The organism is Herbaspirillum sp. meg3 (genome assembly GCF_002257565.1).
Lineage (GTDB): Bacteria > Pseudomonadota > Gammaproteobacteria > Burkholderiales > Burkholderiaceae_D > Herbaspirillum.
On record NZ_CP022736.1, the window covers coordinates 561,386 to 577,767 of the forward strand.

At 55.1% G+C, this 16,382-nt stretch carries 16 protein-coding genes and 1 tRNA gene; 9 read left to right on the forward strand and 8 right to left on the reverse strand.

Going from position 1 to position 16,382, the window contains the following annotated elements:
* Positions 1–164: 164 nt before the first annotated feature.
* Together hmeg3_RS02575 and hmeg3_RS24625 are read right to left on the reverse strand one after the other, a co-directional pair.
* A complete protein-coding gene (locus tag hmeg3_RS02575; protein WP_094562351.1) occupies positions 165–2,087 on the reverse strand; it encodes a PrkA family serine protein kinase in 1,923 nt (640 codons plus the stop codon).
* A gap of 254 nt (positions 2,088–2,341) precedes the next feature.
* Positions 2,342–2,539 carry a hypothetical protein gene (locus tag hmeg3_RS24625; protein WP_157739204.1) on the reverse strand — a complete coding sequence of 66 codons (198 nt, stop codon included), beginning with the start codon at positions 2,537–2,539 and terminating at the stop codon, positions 2,342–2,344.
* 499 nt (positions 2,540–3,038) lie between these two features.
* Between hmeg3_RS24625 and rpmH the strand changes: the two genes are divergently transcribed.
* From rpmH to mnmE, 5 genes are all read left to right on the forward strand, one after another.
* Positions 3,039–3,176, forward strand: a complete 138-nt coding sequence (gene rpmH / locus hmeg3_RS02580) for a 50S ribosomal protein L34 (protein ID WP_006461360.1) — start codon at positions 3,039–3,041, stop codon at positions 3,174–3,176.
* A 42-nt stretch (positions 3,177–3,218) separates the two neighbouring features.
* A complete protein-coding gene (gene rnpA / locus hmeg3_RS02585) occupies positions 3,219–3,629 on the forward strand; it encodes a ribonuclease P protein component (protein ID WP_198361774.1) in 411 nt (136 codons plus the stop codon).
* Positions 3,629–3,898 (forward strand): membrane protein insertion efficiency factor YidD, encoded by a 270-nt coding sequence (yidD, locus tag hmeg3_RS02590; protein WP_094562352.1) that lies wholly within the window; start codon positions 3,629–3,631, stop codon positions 3,896–3,898. Before rnpA ends, yidD begins: the two co-directional genes overlap by 1 nt.
* Before the next feature lie 19 nt (positions 3,899–3,917).
* Positions 3,918–5,570, forward strand: coding sequence for a membrane protein insertase YidC (gene yidC / locus hmeg3_RS02595; protein WP_094562353.1), 1,653 nt, complete (start codon positions 3,918–3,920; stop codon positions 5,568–5,570).
* Between the two features lie 104 nt (positions 5,571–5,674).
* Positions 5,675–7,081, forward strand: a complete 1,407-nt coding sequence (gene mnmE / locus hmeg3_RS02600) for a tRNA uridine-5-carboxymethylaminomethyl(34) synthesis GTPase MnmE (protein WP_094566096.1) — start codon at positions 5,675–5,677, stop codon at positions 7,079–7,081.
* A 241-nt stretch (positions 7,082–7,322) separates the two neighbouring features.
* On the opposite strand, the gene hmeg3_RS02605 is transcribed toward mnmE, so the two are convergent.
* Complete coding sequence (locus hmeg3_RS02605; protein ID WP_050476320.1) at positions 7,323–7,514, reverse strand: hypothetical protein; 192 nt, start codon at positions 7,512–7,514, stop codon at positions 7,323–7,325.
* Between the two features lie 173 nt (positions 7,515–7,687).
* On the opposite strand from hmeg3_RS02605, the gene hmeg3_RS24880 reads away from it, so the two are divergent.
* The 3 genes from hmeg3_RS24880 to hmeg3_RS02615 all read left to right on the forward strand — a co-directional run bounded on the left by hmeg3_RS24880 (position 7,688) and on the right by hmeg3_RS02615 (position 8,737).
* A complete protein-coding gene (locus tag hmeg3_RS24880; RefSeq protein ID WP_198361775.1) occupies positions 7,688–7,828 on the forward strand; it encodes a hypothetical protein in 141 nt (46 codons plus the stop codon).
* A gap of 158 nt (positions 7,829–7,986) precedes the next feature.
* On the forward strand, positions 7,987–8,583 hold the full coding sequence (locus tag hmeg3_RS02610; RefSeq protein ID WP_094562354.1) for a nitroreductase family protein: 597 nt from the start codon (positions 7,987–7,989) through the stop codon (positions 8,581–8,583).
* 77 nt (positions 8,584–8,660) lie between these two features.
* Positions 8,661–8,737, forward strand: a tRNA-Asp gene (locus hmeg3_RS02615).
* Between the two features lie 240 nt (positions 8,738–8,977).
* Here hmeg3_RS02615 and fusA read toward each other — a convergent pair.
* Entirely contained in the window at positions 8,978–11,086 is a 2,109-nt protein-coding gene (gene fusA / locus hmeg3_RS02620; RefSeq protein WP_094566097.1) for an elongation factor G, read from the reverse strand.
* Positions 11,087–11,441: 355 nt separating this feature from the next.
* Between fusA and hmeg3_RS02625 the strand changes: the two genes are divergently transcribed.
* On the forward strand, positions 11,442–12,062 hold the full coding sequence (locus hmeg3_RS02625; RefSeq protein ID WP_094562355.1) for a TetR/AcrR family transcriptional regulator: 621 nt from the start codon (positions 11,442–11,444) through the stop codon (positions 12,060–12,062).
* A gap of 60 nt (positions 12,063–12,122) precedes the next feature.
* Here the strand turns inward: hmeg3_RS02625 and hmeg3_RS02630 are convergent, their stop codons facing one another.
* From hmeg3_RS02630 to dinB, 4 genes are all read right to left on the reverse strand, one after another.
* Positions 12,123–13,049 (reverse strand): recombination-associated protein RdgC, encoded by a 927-nt coding sequence (locus hmeg3_RS02630; RefSeq protein WP_094562356.1) that lies wholly within the window; start codon positions 13,047–13,049, stop codon positions 12,123–12,125.
* A gap of 185 nt (positions 13,050–13,234) precedes the next feature.
* Complete coding sequence (locus hmeg3_RS02635; protein WP_094562357.1) at positions 13,235–14,020, reverse strand: molecular chaperone; 786 nt, start codon at positions 14,018–14,020, stop codon at positions 13,235–13,237.
* A 129-nt stretch (positions 14,021–14,149) separates the two neighbouring features.
* Positions 14,150–14,692 (reverse strand): fimbrial protein, encoded by a 543-nt coding sequence (locus tag hmeg3_RS02640; RefSeq protein ID WP_094562358.1) that lies wholly within the window; start codon positions 14,690–14,692, stop codon positions 14,150–14,152.
* A 488-nt stretch (positions 14,693–15,180) separates the two neighbouring features.
* Entirely contained in the window at positions 15,181–16,356 is a 1,176-nt protein-coding gene (gene dinB / locus hmeg3_RS02645; RefSeq protein WP_094562359.1) for a DNA polymerase IV, read from the reverse strand.
* Positions 16,357–16,382 lie beyond the last annotated feature (26 nt).

The window sequence follows — 16,382 nt, forward strand, 5'->3', positions numbered from 1 at the left end:
ATGCCGTACGGTACTCGGAATCCCCGTGTACTTAAGTACACACCGGTATCCTGCGCTCCGGTCGTCATCGGCTGATGGCCTCTCGCTACGGATTGAAAACAGATTCCGAAGGCAGATTGCCATTTAAATGCCACTGCATTTCATAGGCAAGCCGCTCCCTGATTTCAAGAGGATTTGCGTACGCGCAAATACCATTCGCACAGCAAGCGCACCTGCTTCGGTGTGTAGCCTTTGCTGACCATGCGATTGACGAAGTCTTCGTGCTTTTGCATTTCTTCGGTCGAACCCTTGGCGTTGAAGGAGATCACCGGCAGCAGATCCTCGGTGTTGGAGAACATTTTCTTCTCGATCACCACCCGCAGCTTTTCGTAACTGGTCCACAGCGGGTTCTTGCCACCGTTGTTCACCCGTGCGCGCAGGACGAAGTTCACGATCTCGTTACGGAAGTCTTTCGGATTGCTGATGCCGGCCGGTTTCTCAATCTTTTCCAGTTCCGCGTTCAGCGATGCGCGGTCGAAACTTTCACCGGTGTCGTGATCGCGGAATTCCTGATCCTGGATCCAGAAGTCGGCATAGGTCACGTAGCGGTCGAACACGTTCTGGCCGTACTCGGAGTACGACTCCAGATACGCGGTCTGGATTTCCTTGCCGATGAATTCCGCATAGCGCGACGCCAGCGTGTCCTTGACGAAGGAGAGATATTTTTGTTCCTGTTCGGGTGGAAACTGTTCGCGCTCGATCTGTTGCTCCAGCACGTACATCAGGTGTACCGGATTGGCGGCGACTTCGGTGGTGTCGAAGTTGAACACTCGCGACAGTATCTTGAACGCAAAGCGCGTCGAGATGCCGGTCATGCCTTCGTCAACACCGGCGTAGTCGCGGTATTCCTGATACGACTTGGCCTTGGGATCGGTGTCTTTCAGATTCTCGCCGTCATAGACCTGCATCTTGGAAATCAGGCTCGAGTTTTCCGGCTCGCCTAATCGCGTGAGAATCGAAAACTGCGCCATCATCTTTAAGGTGCCCGGTGCACAAATGGCCTTGGCCAGCGAGGAAGTGCGGATCAGTTTTTCGTAGATGCGAATCTCTTCCGACACGCGCAGGCAGTACGGCACCTTGACGATATAGATACGATCCAGCAGCGCTTCGTTGTTCTTGTTGTTGCGGAAGGCTTTCCACTCCGATTCGTTGGAGTGAGCCAGGATGACGCCGTCGAATGGGATCGCGCCAAAGCCTTCGGTTCCCTTGAAGTTGCCTTCCTGGGTCGCAGTCAGCAGCGGGTGCAAGACCTTGATCGGCGCCTTGAACATTTCGACAAATTCCAGCAAGCCCTGATTCGACAGGCACAGCCCGCCTGAGTAGCTGTAGGCGTCGGCATCATCCTGCGAGTATTGCTCAAGCTTGCGGATGTCGACCTTGCCGACCAGCGTGGAGATGTCCTGATTGTTTTCGTCGCCCGGTTCGGTCTTGGAAATGGCGATCTGACGCAGGATCGACGGATAGCGTTTGACCACGCGGAACTGGCGGATGTCGCCGTTGAATTCGTGCAGGCGTTTGACGGCCCACGGGCTCAGGATGGATTTGAGGTAGCGGCGTGGAATACCGAACTGCTCTTCCAGAATTTGTCCGTCCTCTTCGTAATCGAACAAGCCCAGCGGCGATTCATTCACCGGCGAGCCCTTGATCGAATAGAAGGGGATGTGCTCCATGAGCTGTTTGAGGCGCTCGGCGATGGACGACTTGCCGCCGCCGACCGGGCCCAGCAGATACAGGATCTGCTTTTTTTCTTCCAGGCCTTGCGCGGCATGGCGGAAATATGCGACGACTTGCTCGATGACTTCTTCTGCGCCGTAGAACTCTTTGAAGGCCGGATAAACCTTGATGACCTTGTTGGCGAACAAGCGAGACAAACGAGGATCTTCGCGCGTGTCGACCTTCTCAGGTTCGCCAATCGCCATCAGCATGCGTTCTGCTGCCGATGCATACACAGCCGGATCGTTCTTGCAAAGACTCAGGTACTCTTCGAGCGAAAATTCTTCTTCTCTGGTTTTGTCAAAGCGACTCGCAAAGCTGCTGTAGATATCCATACCACCTCCGTAACTTCAATGAGACAACAAATTGCAAATTGAATACGTGCGTTATGTTCTTAGATTTATCGACCGCGTTTCCTGAGTACTGCTGCTGATCATTTTCACTATCGTGCGCGCGCTTGAATTTTTCAACTTTGCGCACCCGCGAACTTCGACCAGAAAATCAAATTTTCGTTTTTATTCTATTCCTTTTTCGTAGAGCCAACGCGCTACATTTGGTTTCAGCCTACTGCGAAATCATTTTCCTATATTCAAAAACACCCGCCGTTTTGCCAGCCATCTTTTCGATATGCCAAAGCGCTTGATTTTTGGAAGAATTTTTTGCGTGTACCCGTATTCCCTAAATGGTTGAAAGAGAGCGCCGGTTGACCTTGCCGGAAGATTTGTCCGGCAGACCGCACAAGCGAATCAGCGCCGGGCATGCAGGGATGTTTTGCGATGATTTTCATGTGCCGTTTTCCTGTTTCAGGGCGATGCAAGTTTGATGCCGGGCGGTGATAGAGGTGGCGATGCAGTTAAGAAGGAGTCTTCAACACATTTTAAAAAGTTGTTGTTTGACACTTTTTGTGTTGTTGCTTTTTTGCCATGTGACCAGTGCGCCACGGTCGTTGCGATAGCTGTTGGTCTATGCCTTTTGTCTTGCTGATAGCAAAAAGAGCGACTTTCTCTGGGGCGGAGGCGCTTTTTGCTGTCTGCGGCATGTAAGGCCGACTCCCCGGGACTGTCTGCCGGAAAGGCGGAAAGTGGATAAGTCATTGACAAACAAGTGAAAAATGCAGTCTAATTCAGGGTTCACCATCCGTTGAATTGCGTTCGTGCTGTGGCCTTGCGGTTTCGGCTCTCAAATGTCTCTCAGATCTATATAAAGAGACACGCGCAGAAAAACAGAAATTCCGCGGAGATTCCGAAGTATTTTTGCCGATTATTGATTAAGTAAGCGAGTCCAACATGAAACGTACCTACCAACCTTCCGTCGTTCGTCGTAAGCGTACCCACGGTTTCCGCGCACGCATGGCAACCCGTGGTGGCCGCGCTGTGATCAACGCACGCCGCGCCAAGGGCCGTAAGCGTCTGGCAGCGGTTTAATACCTGCGCCATACAACGCCAGAAAAGTGCGCTGCTGTTTGTGTGACAGGCGATCCTTCCTATCTCTACTCACGCGATCAGCGAATCGTTAAAACGGATGAGTTTTCATCCGTTTTTCGTTTGCGACCGGTGTATCGTACAGCGCATTTCGTACTGTATGCCTGCAACAACGACTTGCCGCTAGCCCGTCTGGGTGTCGTCGCCGCCAAACGTATGGCGCCGCGCGCGGTCACCCGGAACACGATCAAACGCGTTACCCGCGAATTGTTCCGGCAAACGGCATTGGCATTGCCTCAGGTAGATTGCATTGTGCGTTTGTCGAAGCCGGTCAACAGCAAGAGCGGACCGGCGACCAACGCGAAACTGAAAGCGGAATTGCGCGAAGAGCTGTCACAGTTGTTCACCTTTTTGCTGAACGCGACAGCCTTTGCCAGGAAGCCAGGAAATAAGTGATGAAAACGCCTTTACTCCTGCTGTTACGCGCCTACAAGCTGGGAGTCAGCCCCTATCTCGGGCAGAATTGCCGTTTCTATCCCAGCTGTTCGGACTATGCAGCAGAAGCCATTCGCCGCCATGGCGCATGGAAAGGCAGCGTGCTTGCCGGCAAACGCCTGTGCAAGTGCCATCCATGGCATCCAGGCGGACTCGACCCCGTGCCTGAGTCCACCACCCCAGATTCTTCCTCTCCCACTGTAACCGCTGGCGGTTGCAGCCACTCCTGATTTATTGGTCAATACTCTTATGGATATCAAACGTACCGTCCTGTGGGTTGTCTTCTCGTTTTCCCTGTTGTTGCTTTGGGACAGCTGGCAACGCCATAACGGCAAGCCGTCGATGTTTTTCCCGACGGCAACCCAAGAGGCGACACCGGCAGCTGCCGGCGCTGACCCGTCCAAATCGCCTGTGCCGCAAGCTGCCGGCGCTGCAGGCACCACCGCTGGTGCGGCTGATGTCGCAGGCGGCCTGCCGGCTGCCAAGGGCGAGACCATCACTATCACGACCGATGTCGTCAAGGCTGACATCGATACCGTCGGTGGCGAACTCAAGCGTCTGGAACTGCTGAAGCATCGCGATACCGTTGATCCGACCAAGAACCTGGTTCTGTTCGACTCCAGCGCAGGCCATACCTATTTGGCTGAATCCGGCCTGATCGGCGGCCAGTTCCCGACTCACAAGTCGATCTTCACGGCCAAGCCGGGCGCACGCGCACTGGACAACGGCAATGAAGTCCAACTGGTGCTGGAAGCGCAGGAAAACGGCGTCAAGCTGACCAAGACCTACACCTTCAAGCGCGGTGATTACACCATCGACCTGAAGCACACCGTCACCAATGACAGCGCTGCCGCGATCACTCCATCGCTGTACCTGCAACTGGTGCGCGACGGCAACAAGCCAGGCGGCGAATCGCACTTCTACAGTACCTTTACCGGTCCTGCTGTTTACACCGATGCCGAAAAATTCCAGAAGCTGACTTTTGAGAAGATCGAAGAAGGCAAGGAACAGCACGCCAACAAGTCCGACAACGGCTGGATCGCGCTGGTGCAACACTATTTTGTGTCGGCGTTCATCCCGCCTGAAAAAGCGCAGCGCGATATCTTCACCAAGAAGATCGGCACCAACCTGTACGCAGTCGGCAACATCCTGCCGCTGGGCACTGTTGCTCCGGGCGCCAGCGTCACCATGGACGCACGCCTGTACTCCGGTCCGCAAGAATCTTCCGTGCTGGAAAAGACCACACCAGGTCTGGAACTGGTCAAGGACTATGGCTGGCTGACCATCATCGCCAAGCCGATTTTCTGGCTGATGATTCACATCCATGCGTATGTCGGCAACTGGGGCTGGACCATCATCCTGCTGACCATGCTGATCAAGGCTGTGTTCTTCCCGCTGTCGGCTGCCAGCTACCGCAGCATGGCCAAGATGAAGGCCGTGACGCCGAAGATGACCGCGATCCGCGAGCGTCACAAAGGCGATCCACAAGCGATGAATCGCGAAATGATGTCGCTGTACAAGACCGAAAAGATCAATCCGCTCGGTGGCTGTCTGCCGATCGTGATTCAGATCCCGGTGTTCATTTCGCTGTACTGGGTGCTGCTCGCCAGCGTTGAAATGCGCGGTGCACCATGGCTCGGCTGGATCCACGATCTGACCGCTCCTGATCCGTTCTACATCCTGCCGGTGCTGATGGCTGTGTCGATGTTCATTCAGACCAAGCTCAACCCGACTCCTCCGGATCCGGTACAAGCCAAGGTCATGATGTTCATGCCTATCGTGTTCTCGGTGATGTTCTTCTTCTTCCCGTCCGGCCTCGTGCTGTACTGGGTCGTGAACAACGTCCTGTCGATCACGCAGCAATGGGTCATCACCAGAAAGCTGCAGGCAGGCAAGGCTTAACGACTTGCGTATCAGTTACTTGTTAGTCGAAAAAGCCCGTGGCATGATTTTCACGGGCTTTTTTTCGTCTTTGTTTTCCTACTTTTTGAAAAGCAGTGCGCATCATGACTCTTGATACTTCTCCCATTGCCGCCATTGCGACCGCCCCGGGACGCGGCGGCATCGGTGTGGTCCGCATCTCCGGCAAAAATCTGTGGCCGGTGGTTCAAGCCATCTGCGGCAAGGATGAAAGCTCGCTGACGCCGCGTCAGGCGACCTATCTGCCGTTCAAGCGTGCTGACGGCAGTGCCATCGACCAGGGGCTCGCCATCTATTTCAAAGCGCCGCATTCCTATACCGGTGAAGACGTGCTGGAGTTGCAAGGCCACGGCGGGCCGGTCGTCATGCAAATGCTGCTGGCACGCTGCCTTGAGGCCGGTGCCGAGATCGGCCTGCGTCTGGCGGAGCCAGGTGAGTTCACGCAGCGCGCTTTCCTCAACGACAAGCTCGATCTGGCGCAGGCCGAAGCGGTCGCCGACCTGATCGAAGCATCGACGGAAGCAGCCGCCAAGTCGGCTTCAGAATCCTTGTCCGGCGCTTTCTCAAAAGTCATCCACGATCTGGTCAACAAGGTCACCAACTTGCGCATGCTGGTCGAAGCGACACTCGATTTCCCGGAGGAAGAAATCGACTTCCTCGAGCAGTCTGATGCGCGCGGCCAGCTTGCCGCAATTCGCGCCACACTCGACGATGTCTTCATGCACGCCTCACAAGGCGCCTTGCTGCGCGACGGCCTCAATGTGGTGTTGGCGGGGAAGCCCAATGTCGGCAAATCGTCGCTGCTCAACGTGCTGGCCGGTTCCGATGTCGCCATCGTCACACCGATCGCCGGCACCACGCGCGACAAGGTGACCGAGACGATTCAGATCGAAGGCATGCCGCTCAATATCATCGATACTGCCGGCATCCGTGAAGCGGGCGATGACGGTAGCGGCCCCGACGAAGTGGAGCGCATCGGCATCGAACGCACCTGGGGTGAAGTCGCCAAAGCTGACGTCATCCTGCACATGCTCGACGCTGACCGTGGGCCGACACTGGAAGATGAAAAAATCACCGAGCGTTTTCCGGACGGTGTTCCCGTTATCCGCATCTGGAACAAGATCGACCGTTCCGGCCACAAGCCGGCTGTTGATCAGATGTCTGACGCGACGCATATTTATCTGTCCGCCACCGATCACCTCGGTATCGATTTGCTGCGCGGAGAACTGCTACGCATCGCCGGCTGGCAGCAGACGGTGGAGTCGCGCTACCTGGCGCGCGAGCGTCATCTGATCGCTTTGAAGGCGGCGCGCGAATATCTGGAAAGCGCAGCCGCGCACGCGTCGGTCGACAATCAGGCCAGCGACAAGTCACTCGATTTGTTTGCGGAAGAACTGCGTCTGGCGCAGGAGCGCTTGAGCAGCATTACCGGCAAGTTCACACCGGACGATTTGCTGGGGGTGATCTTCTCGCGCTTCTGTATAGGCAAGTAATTCAGCAAGTCATTTGACCGCTAATACAGGAATACCTGCGGGCGAGTAGGTGGAACACGATCCTGTAACGAATGTTACAGGGTGTAAAAACGATAGAAGGACGGGTGAGGGGACGGTATCTTGAGCACTCCCTCCCCTCCAATTCATCACCCCCCTGAGGATTGGATTTAACCCGCGAGCCGCAAGGCCCGCGGGTTTTTTTCTGTCCGGATGCTTTGTATGCCGCTTTGCGTGTCTTTTGTCAGACTTCTTCGGTGCGGTCGTGCGGCGCGGTCTGCAGGATCGCCGACGGTGGATACAACTGCATGGCATTGTGCAATTTGCCGATGGCGCGGCACATGTCTTCAAAGCCGCTGGCTTCTACCTTCGATTTGAATTGGTAGATGGTGCCGTCGACCCAGACTTCGCGTTCCGCTTCTCTGAGGATATTCATGGGTTTGTCTCCGTCTGCTTTTATATGCGCTAAATCTTAGCATGATGCCTTGGGAACGCAAGCTGGAAGCGGGTTGCAGCGCAGTAGTTTCTTGTTGCAATACCTTGACGATGCTTAGCAGGTTTTGTTTGTACAGTCGTACGACGATGAATGTTTTATCGAAAGGAATTGTCATGCGACGTTTGTGTTTATTTGTGGGCGGCATTGCCCTGTTGTTTTCTTTGGGCGGTTGCGTTTGCGCGCCGTGGTTGTGCGGTCCCGGCCCGGGCGGCGGCGGTCCTCGTGGTGGTGGTGAAGGGCCGGGGCCGCGCTGAAGTAGAAGTTTTTCGTCTGTTTCAGGGGCCAAATTTTGTTGGGCAACACACGTCCGGAGGACGCCTCCGAGCCGTGCGCTGCAGAGGTGAAAAACACCTGCTAAGATGCCCCTCTGCTCGTTTTGCAGAGCAACATATTTCACTCATCTGGAGCCACAATGTCGCAAACCAACCCACGTGTCGCCGATCATCCTATCGATCCCCAATTCCTGAATCGCTGGTCGCCGCGCGCTTATACCGGCGCTGATATTTCCGAAGAAACCGTCCTGACCTTTCTGGAGGCTGCACGCTGGGCTCCGTCCGCCTACAACTCGCAACCTTGGCGTTTCGTTTTCGCACGCCGCGGCACACCGCAATGGGACAGCCTGCTGGGCTTGCTCAATGAATTCAACCGCAGCTGGGCCGAGAAGGCTTCGGTGCTGATCATCGTCTTGTCCAAGACAACAATGATCCCGCCAGGCTCGACGACTCCGGTTCCTGCGACTACACACGCGTTCGACACCGGCTCCGCCTGGGCATACCTTGCACTGCAAGCCAGCCTGTCGGGTTGGCATGCGCATGCGATGGCCGGTTTCGACAAGGATAAGTCGCGTACCGAATTGGGTGTTCCTGCTGACTACTCGATCGAAGCGGCTGTGGCGATCGGCAAACTGGGCGACAAATCGATTCTCCCGGAAGGCCTGCAAGCCCGCGAATTGCCCGGCCCGCGCGAGCCACTGAGCAAATTGGCATTCGAAGGTAAATTCCAGGCTTAATTTGTAGAAAAGTACTGGAATTCCTGGAAAAGCTCGGCTATAATTGCGGTCTTTCAGCGAGACTGAAAACAAAATCTGGAGTGGTAGTTCAGTTGGTTAGAATACCGGCCTGTCACGCCGGGGGTCGCGGGTTCGAGCCCCGTCCGCTCCGCCAAAACACGAATGCCTGCTTAGTGAAAACTAAGCAGGCGTTTTTGTTTGTGCCGTCACTTTTTTGCCCGAAGGGCAAACGAATTTGCAGCCCGCGGAACGTGGGCGAGCCCCAATGCCTCACAAAAGTGAAAGCCCCGCTTAGTGCAAACTAAGCGGGGCTTTTACTTCGTACAAAAAGCTAAAGGAATTTTGCTATCTCACTCCAAGGAAGTGAGCGCAAAGAAGCGTGAGCCTCAAACTCTCACTTCCCCTTCCGCTCCGTAGTCAACTGCTCCACCACATGCCGCGGTGCTTCAGCATAATGTTTGAACTCCATCGTATAAGTCGCGCGCCCCTGTGTCGCCGACCGCAGCGACGTCGAGTAGCCGAACATTTCTGACAGCGGCACTTCAGCCTTGATGATCTTGCCGCCACCGCCGGCGATTTCATCCATGCCTTGCACCATGCCGCGACGTGACGACAAGTCGCCCATCACCGTGCCGGCGTAGTCTTCCGGCGTTTCCACTTCGACTGCCATCATCGGCTCCAGCAATACCGGGCTGGCCCGGCGCATGCCTTCCTTGAACGCCATCGAACCGGCCATGCGGAATGCATTTTCGTTCGAGTCGACGTCATGATAAGAGCCGAAAGTCAGCGTCGCACGGATATCGACCACCGGATAACCGGCTAGCACGCCGCTGCCCAACGTTTCTTGAATACCCTTGTCGACTGCGGGAATGAACTCGCGCGGCACGACACCGCCCTTGATGGCGTCGACGAATTCGTAGCCCTTGCCGGGTGGCAGCGGCTCCAGCTTCAGCACCACATGGCCGTACTGGCCGCGTCCGCCGGATTGCTTGACGAATTTGCCTTCGACATCTTCGACGGTTGAACGAATCGCCTCGCGGTAAGCCACTTGCGGCTTGCCGACGGTCGCCTCGACGTTGAATTCACGCTTCATGCGATCAACCAGAATTTCCAGATGCAACTCACCCATGCCGGAAATAATGGTCTGGCCCGATTCTTCATCGGTACGCACGCGGAACGACGGATCTTCCTGCGCCAGTCGATTCAGGGCAATGCCCATTTTCTCCTGATCGGCCTTGGTCTTCGGCTCTACCGCCTGCGAAATCACCGGTTCAGGGAAGACCATGCGTTCCAGGATGATCACGTGATCCGGATCGGTCAGCGTGTCGCCGGTGGTGACGTCCTTTAGCCCGACTGCAGCTGCGATGTCGCCCGCATACACTTCCTTGATTTCCTTGCGTTCATTCGCATGCATTTGCAGGATGCGGCCCAGGCGTTCCTTCTTGCCCTTGATCGGGTTGTAGACGGTGTCGCCCGAATTGACCATGCCCGAATATGCACGGAAGAAAACCAGCTGACCGACGAACGGGTCGGTCATGATCTTGAATGCCAGCGCCGAGAATTTTTCGTCGTCGGAAGGATGACGTTCAATCTCATTGTCGTCTTCATCGTGACCCTTGATTGCTGGCACGTCGATCGGCGACGGCAGATAATCGATCACGGCGTCGAGCATGGCTTGCACGCCCTTGTTCTTGAAGGCGCTACCGGCCAGCATCGGCACGATCTCACCGGCAATGGTGCGCAGGCGCAGGCCGTGCTTGATGTCGGCTTCGGTCAGGGGTGTGCCGCTGAGATATTTCTCCAGCAGTTGTTCGTTGGCTTCCGCCGCTTGCTCGATCATCTTGTCGTGCCACTCGCGCGCGGTCTCCTCGAGATCGGCCGGAATCGGCTGGTACTCGAACTTGACGCCCTGGCTTTCTTCATCCCAGATGATTGCTTTCATCTTGACGAGGTCGATCACGCCCTGGAAATGGTCTTCCGCACCGATAGGAATCTGAATCGGCACGGCGTTGCCTTTCAGGCGCTCGCCGATCTGTTTCTGCACACGGAAAAAGTCCGCACCGACGCGGTCCATCTTGTTGACGAAGGCCATGCGCGGCACGGCGTATTTGTTCGCCTGGCGCCACACGGTTTCGGATTGCGGCTGCACACCGCCGACCGAGTCATAGACCATGACTGCGCCGTCGAGCACGCGCATCGAGCGTTCGACTTCAATCGTGAAGTCGACGTGGCCCGGCGTGTCGATGATGTTGATGCGATGTTCCGGATAATTGCCGGCCATGCCCTTCCAGAAGGCGGTGGTGGCGGCAGAAGTGATCGTGATGCCACGTTCCTGCTCCTGCTCCATCCAGTCCATGGTGGCGGCGCCATCATGCACTTCACCGATCTTGTGGTTGACACCGGTATAAAACAGGATGCGCTCGGTGGTTGTGGTTTTACCGGCATCGATGTGCGCGCTGATACCGATGTTTCGGTAATGTTCTATACGGGTCTTGCGGGTCATGACATTTCCTTTCGCTGCATTTTCCTTGAATCGTTGGATGAAACCGGCAGAAAGCAGTCCTGGCGGAGTCACATTATGCGCATATTTTTGCATCGTATGCAGTCCGCTGAAACTGGTCAGAAGTCTGGTTCTCGTGTTACTTTCGTCCCAGCTTCCATTCCTTCCGATTCGCTTGTTCGCTTTCTTGCCGGCAAGACAAGAAGCTTCGCACCATCATAGTCAATATTTATGTAATGCGTATTACATAATAGATTTTTACTGAAAATCTTGTCAAGGTATTTTTGTAATTCAAATTAAAGTAAGCTACACTGGTCGTAGAAAATCCACACCAATGTGATCGCGAAGGAGCATTCCGATGCAGCAAACAAGAGGGCGGCCGCGCAGTTTCAACCGAGACGAAGCGCTACGCCTGGCAATGCAGGTATTCTGGAGCAAGGGCTACGAAGGCACGACCATGGCCGATCTGACGACCGCCATTGGCGTCAAGGCGCCGAGTTTATACGCCGCATTCGGCGACAAAAACGCGTTGTTTCGCGAGGCTGTCGAGTTCTACTCGATCACCACAGCTGCCGCGCCCATGAACGCCTTGAAAGAAGGCAACGGTGTACGCGAGGATGTCTTCAAGATGTTGCACGCCAGTGTCGATACTTTTGCCGGCAAGGGCTGCATGGTGGTGACATCGGCAATTAATTGCGCGCCGGAAAATAGCGCCCACGCTGAGGAATTGCGTGCACGCCGCCACAAAAAACGCATGGCCCTGGATCATCGCTTCCGTCAGGCGCAAACACAGGGGGAGCTGAGTCCCGAGGCGGATATCGATGGACTGAGCGACTACTACACCGCCGTATTGCATGGCTTGTCATTGAGCGCGCGCGACGGAATCAGCTGCGAGCGTCTGGCCAATACCATTTGTCACGCAATGAAGGCGCTCGATGCGGTATTGATCGCGCCAAAGAAAAGGCGCCCGGCGCAATAAAAAACGCCGGCAGATCCAAGGATCAACCGGCGTCTTTCGTGTGCGATCAGGTATCAACGATCAGGCTGCCAAGGCCGCCGATCCGTCGTTCTCGCGCAACTGACCGCCCAGCGCATCAATCAAGTCGACCAGCATCTTGCTGACTTCACCGGTCATCAACATGAAGTCGCCGTCAAAGCGTTCGTCGTCGTTCTTGTTCGTCACATCGTTGTCTTCTTTCAAGACATCCAGCGGCGTGATTTTCTTGACGCTCAGATTTTCCGTCAGGACGAAGGACACGCGATCATTCCATGTCAACGCCAGACGCGTGCATTGTTTGCCGGATTCGATATGGCGGCGCACGTCGTCCGGTTCCAGCGTATGGCGTACATAACGCACGGTGGCTTTGCTGTCGCCGCTGGCGCGCAGTTCCGTATCCTGATCCACGGTAAAGCCACTCGGCGCTTCATCCGAAGCCAGCCAGTCCGTCATCGACGACAGCGGCGAGCGCACTGTGCGCAGTGTTTCGAGCGGAAATTTCGGAATTGCCTTCAGCAACAACTTCAATACTTCTTCCGCCTTGCCGGAGCTGCCGGCATCGACGATCAGCCAGCCGTTGACCGGATCAATCCAGGTCCAGGTGCTGCGCACGATACTGAAGGCGCGTGGCAGCAATTCGTCGGTGACTTGTTCCTTCAATTCTTTGGTTTGCTTGCGGCCGGGAGGAAAACCTTGTTGTTCTTCCAACTCGGCGGCGCGCGCTTTAGTGACTTGATTGACCACGGTGCTGGGCAGCAGTTTTTTCTCGGTGTCCAGCTTCAGCAGGAACTGGCGGTTGACGACGTGCACCAACTGCTCATTACCGCGCGGCGAAACCCAGCCCTGCGACTGCATTTCCAGGCTGGGGCAGGCTGCAAAGCTCTGCGGAGCAAGATAGGATTCGAGCTGTTCGGCGCTGATGGCCCAAGGCGCGGGGAGGCGATAAATCTGAAGGTTCTTAAACCACATAGCGTTCGGGCAAAAGCGTCCATTTTACACGCAGCCGGAAGTCGAACCAGCTTTCCGGTGTGATTTTATAAGGTTCGCGTGTCCGGCAATTTTTTGTTCTTTATCGCCAGCCTAAAACAAGAAGGCGCCGCCTCCGATAAGGTGACGGCGCCTCGCGAGATGTGTGCTTTGACGATCGACGTTGACTACTGCGTCAGCGCGCTGTCGACGTCAACGGCTCCCCCATAATCATTCAGATAGCTGAACCGCACCTTCAACGCAGCAGGAGGCGTTTGCTTCAAATTTTTGAGTGCGTAACGCTCTTGCTTGCCTGGGGCGAGCATGCCACCCTCGTCGTTGAGAAATTTGGGTACGACCTCTTTTTCGTCGTTTGCATTTACCAGGCCGGTCTTCACGACATTGATGTAGTAAGGCGTTGGATTTTGTGCTTCGAGAAAATAGGTGTCACCGTCACGCACGATCTTCCACGTGACTTTTGTAGGAGCAGTGCCAACCTGTTCTTGTGTATTCAACGCCTGCGGCCGGAAGAACACTTTGATACGTGTGCGGAAAGCCATCTGCACGTAGTTGCTGTCATCTGGATCGACGTTTTGCGGACGTGGAGGCACTTCCAGCAGATTGAGCCAGAAGATGGACTCGTGATCCTGTGGCAACGGCTCCTGGCTATAAATCATGCGTACTGTCTGTCCCTTGGCAGGATCGACACGAAACAGCGGCGGTGTCAACAAAAAGGGTACTTCAGTTGCATTGGGAGTTGACTTTGGATCGCCCTTGTCGATCCACATCTGCACCAGACCGGGACTGGCGCCTTCATTGGTCAGGCGTACCGAAACTTCACGTTCATTGGACGGAAAGATGACACGAGTGCCATTAATGACGACACTGGCCGAGGCTGGTATGGCATGCAAAAAGACACAAAAGGAGGCGAGCAAGGCGCAAACGCTGCCGGAGATATTGAAGTGGAGGTGCATATTTCACCCTGTTGATGTTAATGGTGCACTGACGACGGTGCACAGATGTGGTGCTGTTATATAGCAATGAAGCCGCAGAAGGCGGCTTCATTTACGTACTAAGGCAAGGGAGCCTGCCTTTGATGCGTATTATTGATATTCGATCGAGTAAGTCACGCTCGAAGTGGTGGCGCCAGCACCTGTTGGAACTGTACCCGTTGCGACATATTGCGCCAGATAGTTCAACGTGGCACTACCGTTAGCGTCAATTGCTACGAAGCTTTGAGGTTGTGTAGAAACGCCATTAACCAGGATGTCTGTTCCGTTGGCTGTTGCCAGGCCGATTTCAACACCCTTGGCACCAGTGTTGTCAGTTACCGTGTTAATCAGACGGCCGGTGTTCGTGTTAACGCCAGAGCCGATTTCGAACAGTGCGCGTGCGCCGCCACTCTTTGTGGAGCAAGCTGTCAGAGCAATGGTAAATGGCTTTTGGCCGGCTTTAGCACCAGCAGTGGCAAGCGACGACGCGGAGACCTTCGGCAGGGTCACGCTGAAGTTTGGTGAGCCACCATTGATCGTACAAGTTTGGTTGGTCACAGTGCCAGTGAAATTGATAGTGCCGTCAGAAGCAAACGAAGCGACAGGTGCCAGTGCAGCAATTGCCAACAGGGAGGAGATGATGGTCTTTTTCATGATGGGGTATTCCAAAGAATTGTAAAAGTAGGTTGTTGTGATTTCCAAGATTCTCGAACGCGCAGGAATACGTGCTGTAGTGCATTCCACGTCAAACAACAATGCATTCCAGTTCTCGTGCAAACCTCAATCACAGGACGCATGGTAAGGATCAGGGGCAGAGAAAAATATAAGAAAACTCTTAAAGATTATGTGGTGTGATTTTTCTACGGAAATTACAACGTAGCCGTCATGGGGCTAGAGAGGGGAGGGGTACTTTTTCTATTTTTTAATAGAAAAAAATCTGCATTTTTATAGATGTAAAACAGCAAGGTGACGACACAGTCGGGACATCGTTCAATGCAAGGGAAAGACGCAGTTCTCAGCCAGGGAGGAGGTGTAGGCGTGGACTCGCAGGAGCACCAATGGATTCTTGGAGAGTAGACATCGCAACGGCGCTTATATTCTCACAATGACGATACAGCGAATCCTCATAGAGGAATCTGGACTTATGTGGGAGTGTCGGATCGATTTGCGTCGAAGAGCTCGCCCTGAATTTCTTCATGCATGTCATCCATCGATCCCGGCTTCGACAAGGCGCCAACTCGCACCCCGAGTAGCCGCAATCTTTGTTCCAATGGAACGCGCCGCAGACATTCTCCCGCGGCCTGACGAATGGTCGCAGCATCAGCCGTCGAGGTGGGTAAGGTGACGTCGCGGGTGACGGTTGAGAAGTCGGCATAGCGCAATTTAATGCCGATGGTGCGCCCGACATATCCCTTGCGATACAAATCGTCCGCAACACGTGCGCAGAGCGAGGTAAAAATTCCAGATAATTTTTCTCTGTCCTGGCGCGCGTGCAGGTCGCGTTCAAAGGTGGTTTCGCGGCTGATCGATTTTGGTTCGGAGCTGGTCGATACCGGCCGATCATCGATGCCCTGTGCCACGTTTCCGAGCCAGGCCGAATAGCTGCGTCCGAAATGATCTTGCAACAGGCCCGCGTCCGCTTTGGCAAGATCGCCGACGGTCAGAATTCCCAGGGTTGTCAGTTTCTCTGCCGCTTTGGGGCCGATGCCGTTAATCTTGCGGGCGGCAAGCGGCCATATCCGCGTGGCAACGTCATCCATGCCGATGATGGTCAGGCCGTTGGGCTTCTCCAGATCGGAGCAGATTTTGGCGAGCAATTTGTTCGGTGCTACGCCGATTGAGCATGACAGGCCGGTTGCCTCGTTGACTGCAGCTTTGATGCGTGTCGCCAAAGTCCGTGTTTCTTCGTCGTGTTCTGAAAGATCGATGTAGATTTCATCAATGCCCCGATCTTCAATGAGCGGCGCGATACTCGCCACCGCCTTCTTGAACAATCGTGAATAGTGCCTGTACGAATCGAAGTCGACAGGCAGCAGAATGGCATCGGGGGCCAGTTGTGCGGCCTTCATCATCCCCATCGCGGAGAACACGCCCAACGCGCGCGCTTCATACGTAGAGGTGGTGATGACGCCGCGGCCGACATAGTCGCGCAGCTTTGCAAATTCGCGCGTGCCGTCTTCACGCATGACCGGCTGATGTACCGAGCGGCCGCCGATGACGACCGCCTGGCCGCGCAGCTCCGGATAGCGCAGCAGTTCGACCGATGCGTAGAAGGCATCCATATCGAGGTGCGCGATGCGGCGAATGGCGGTATTCATTCAGGAGCGGGGCGTGTGGTCAATGC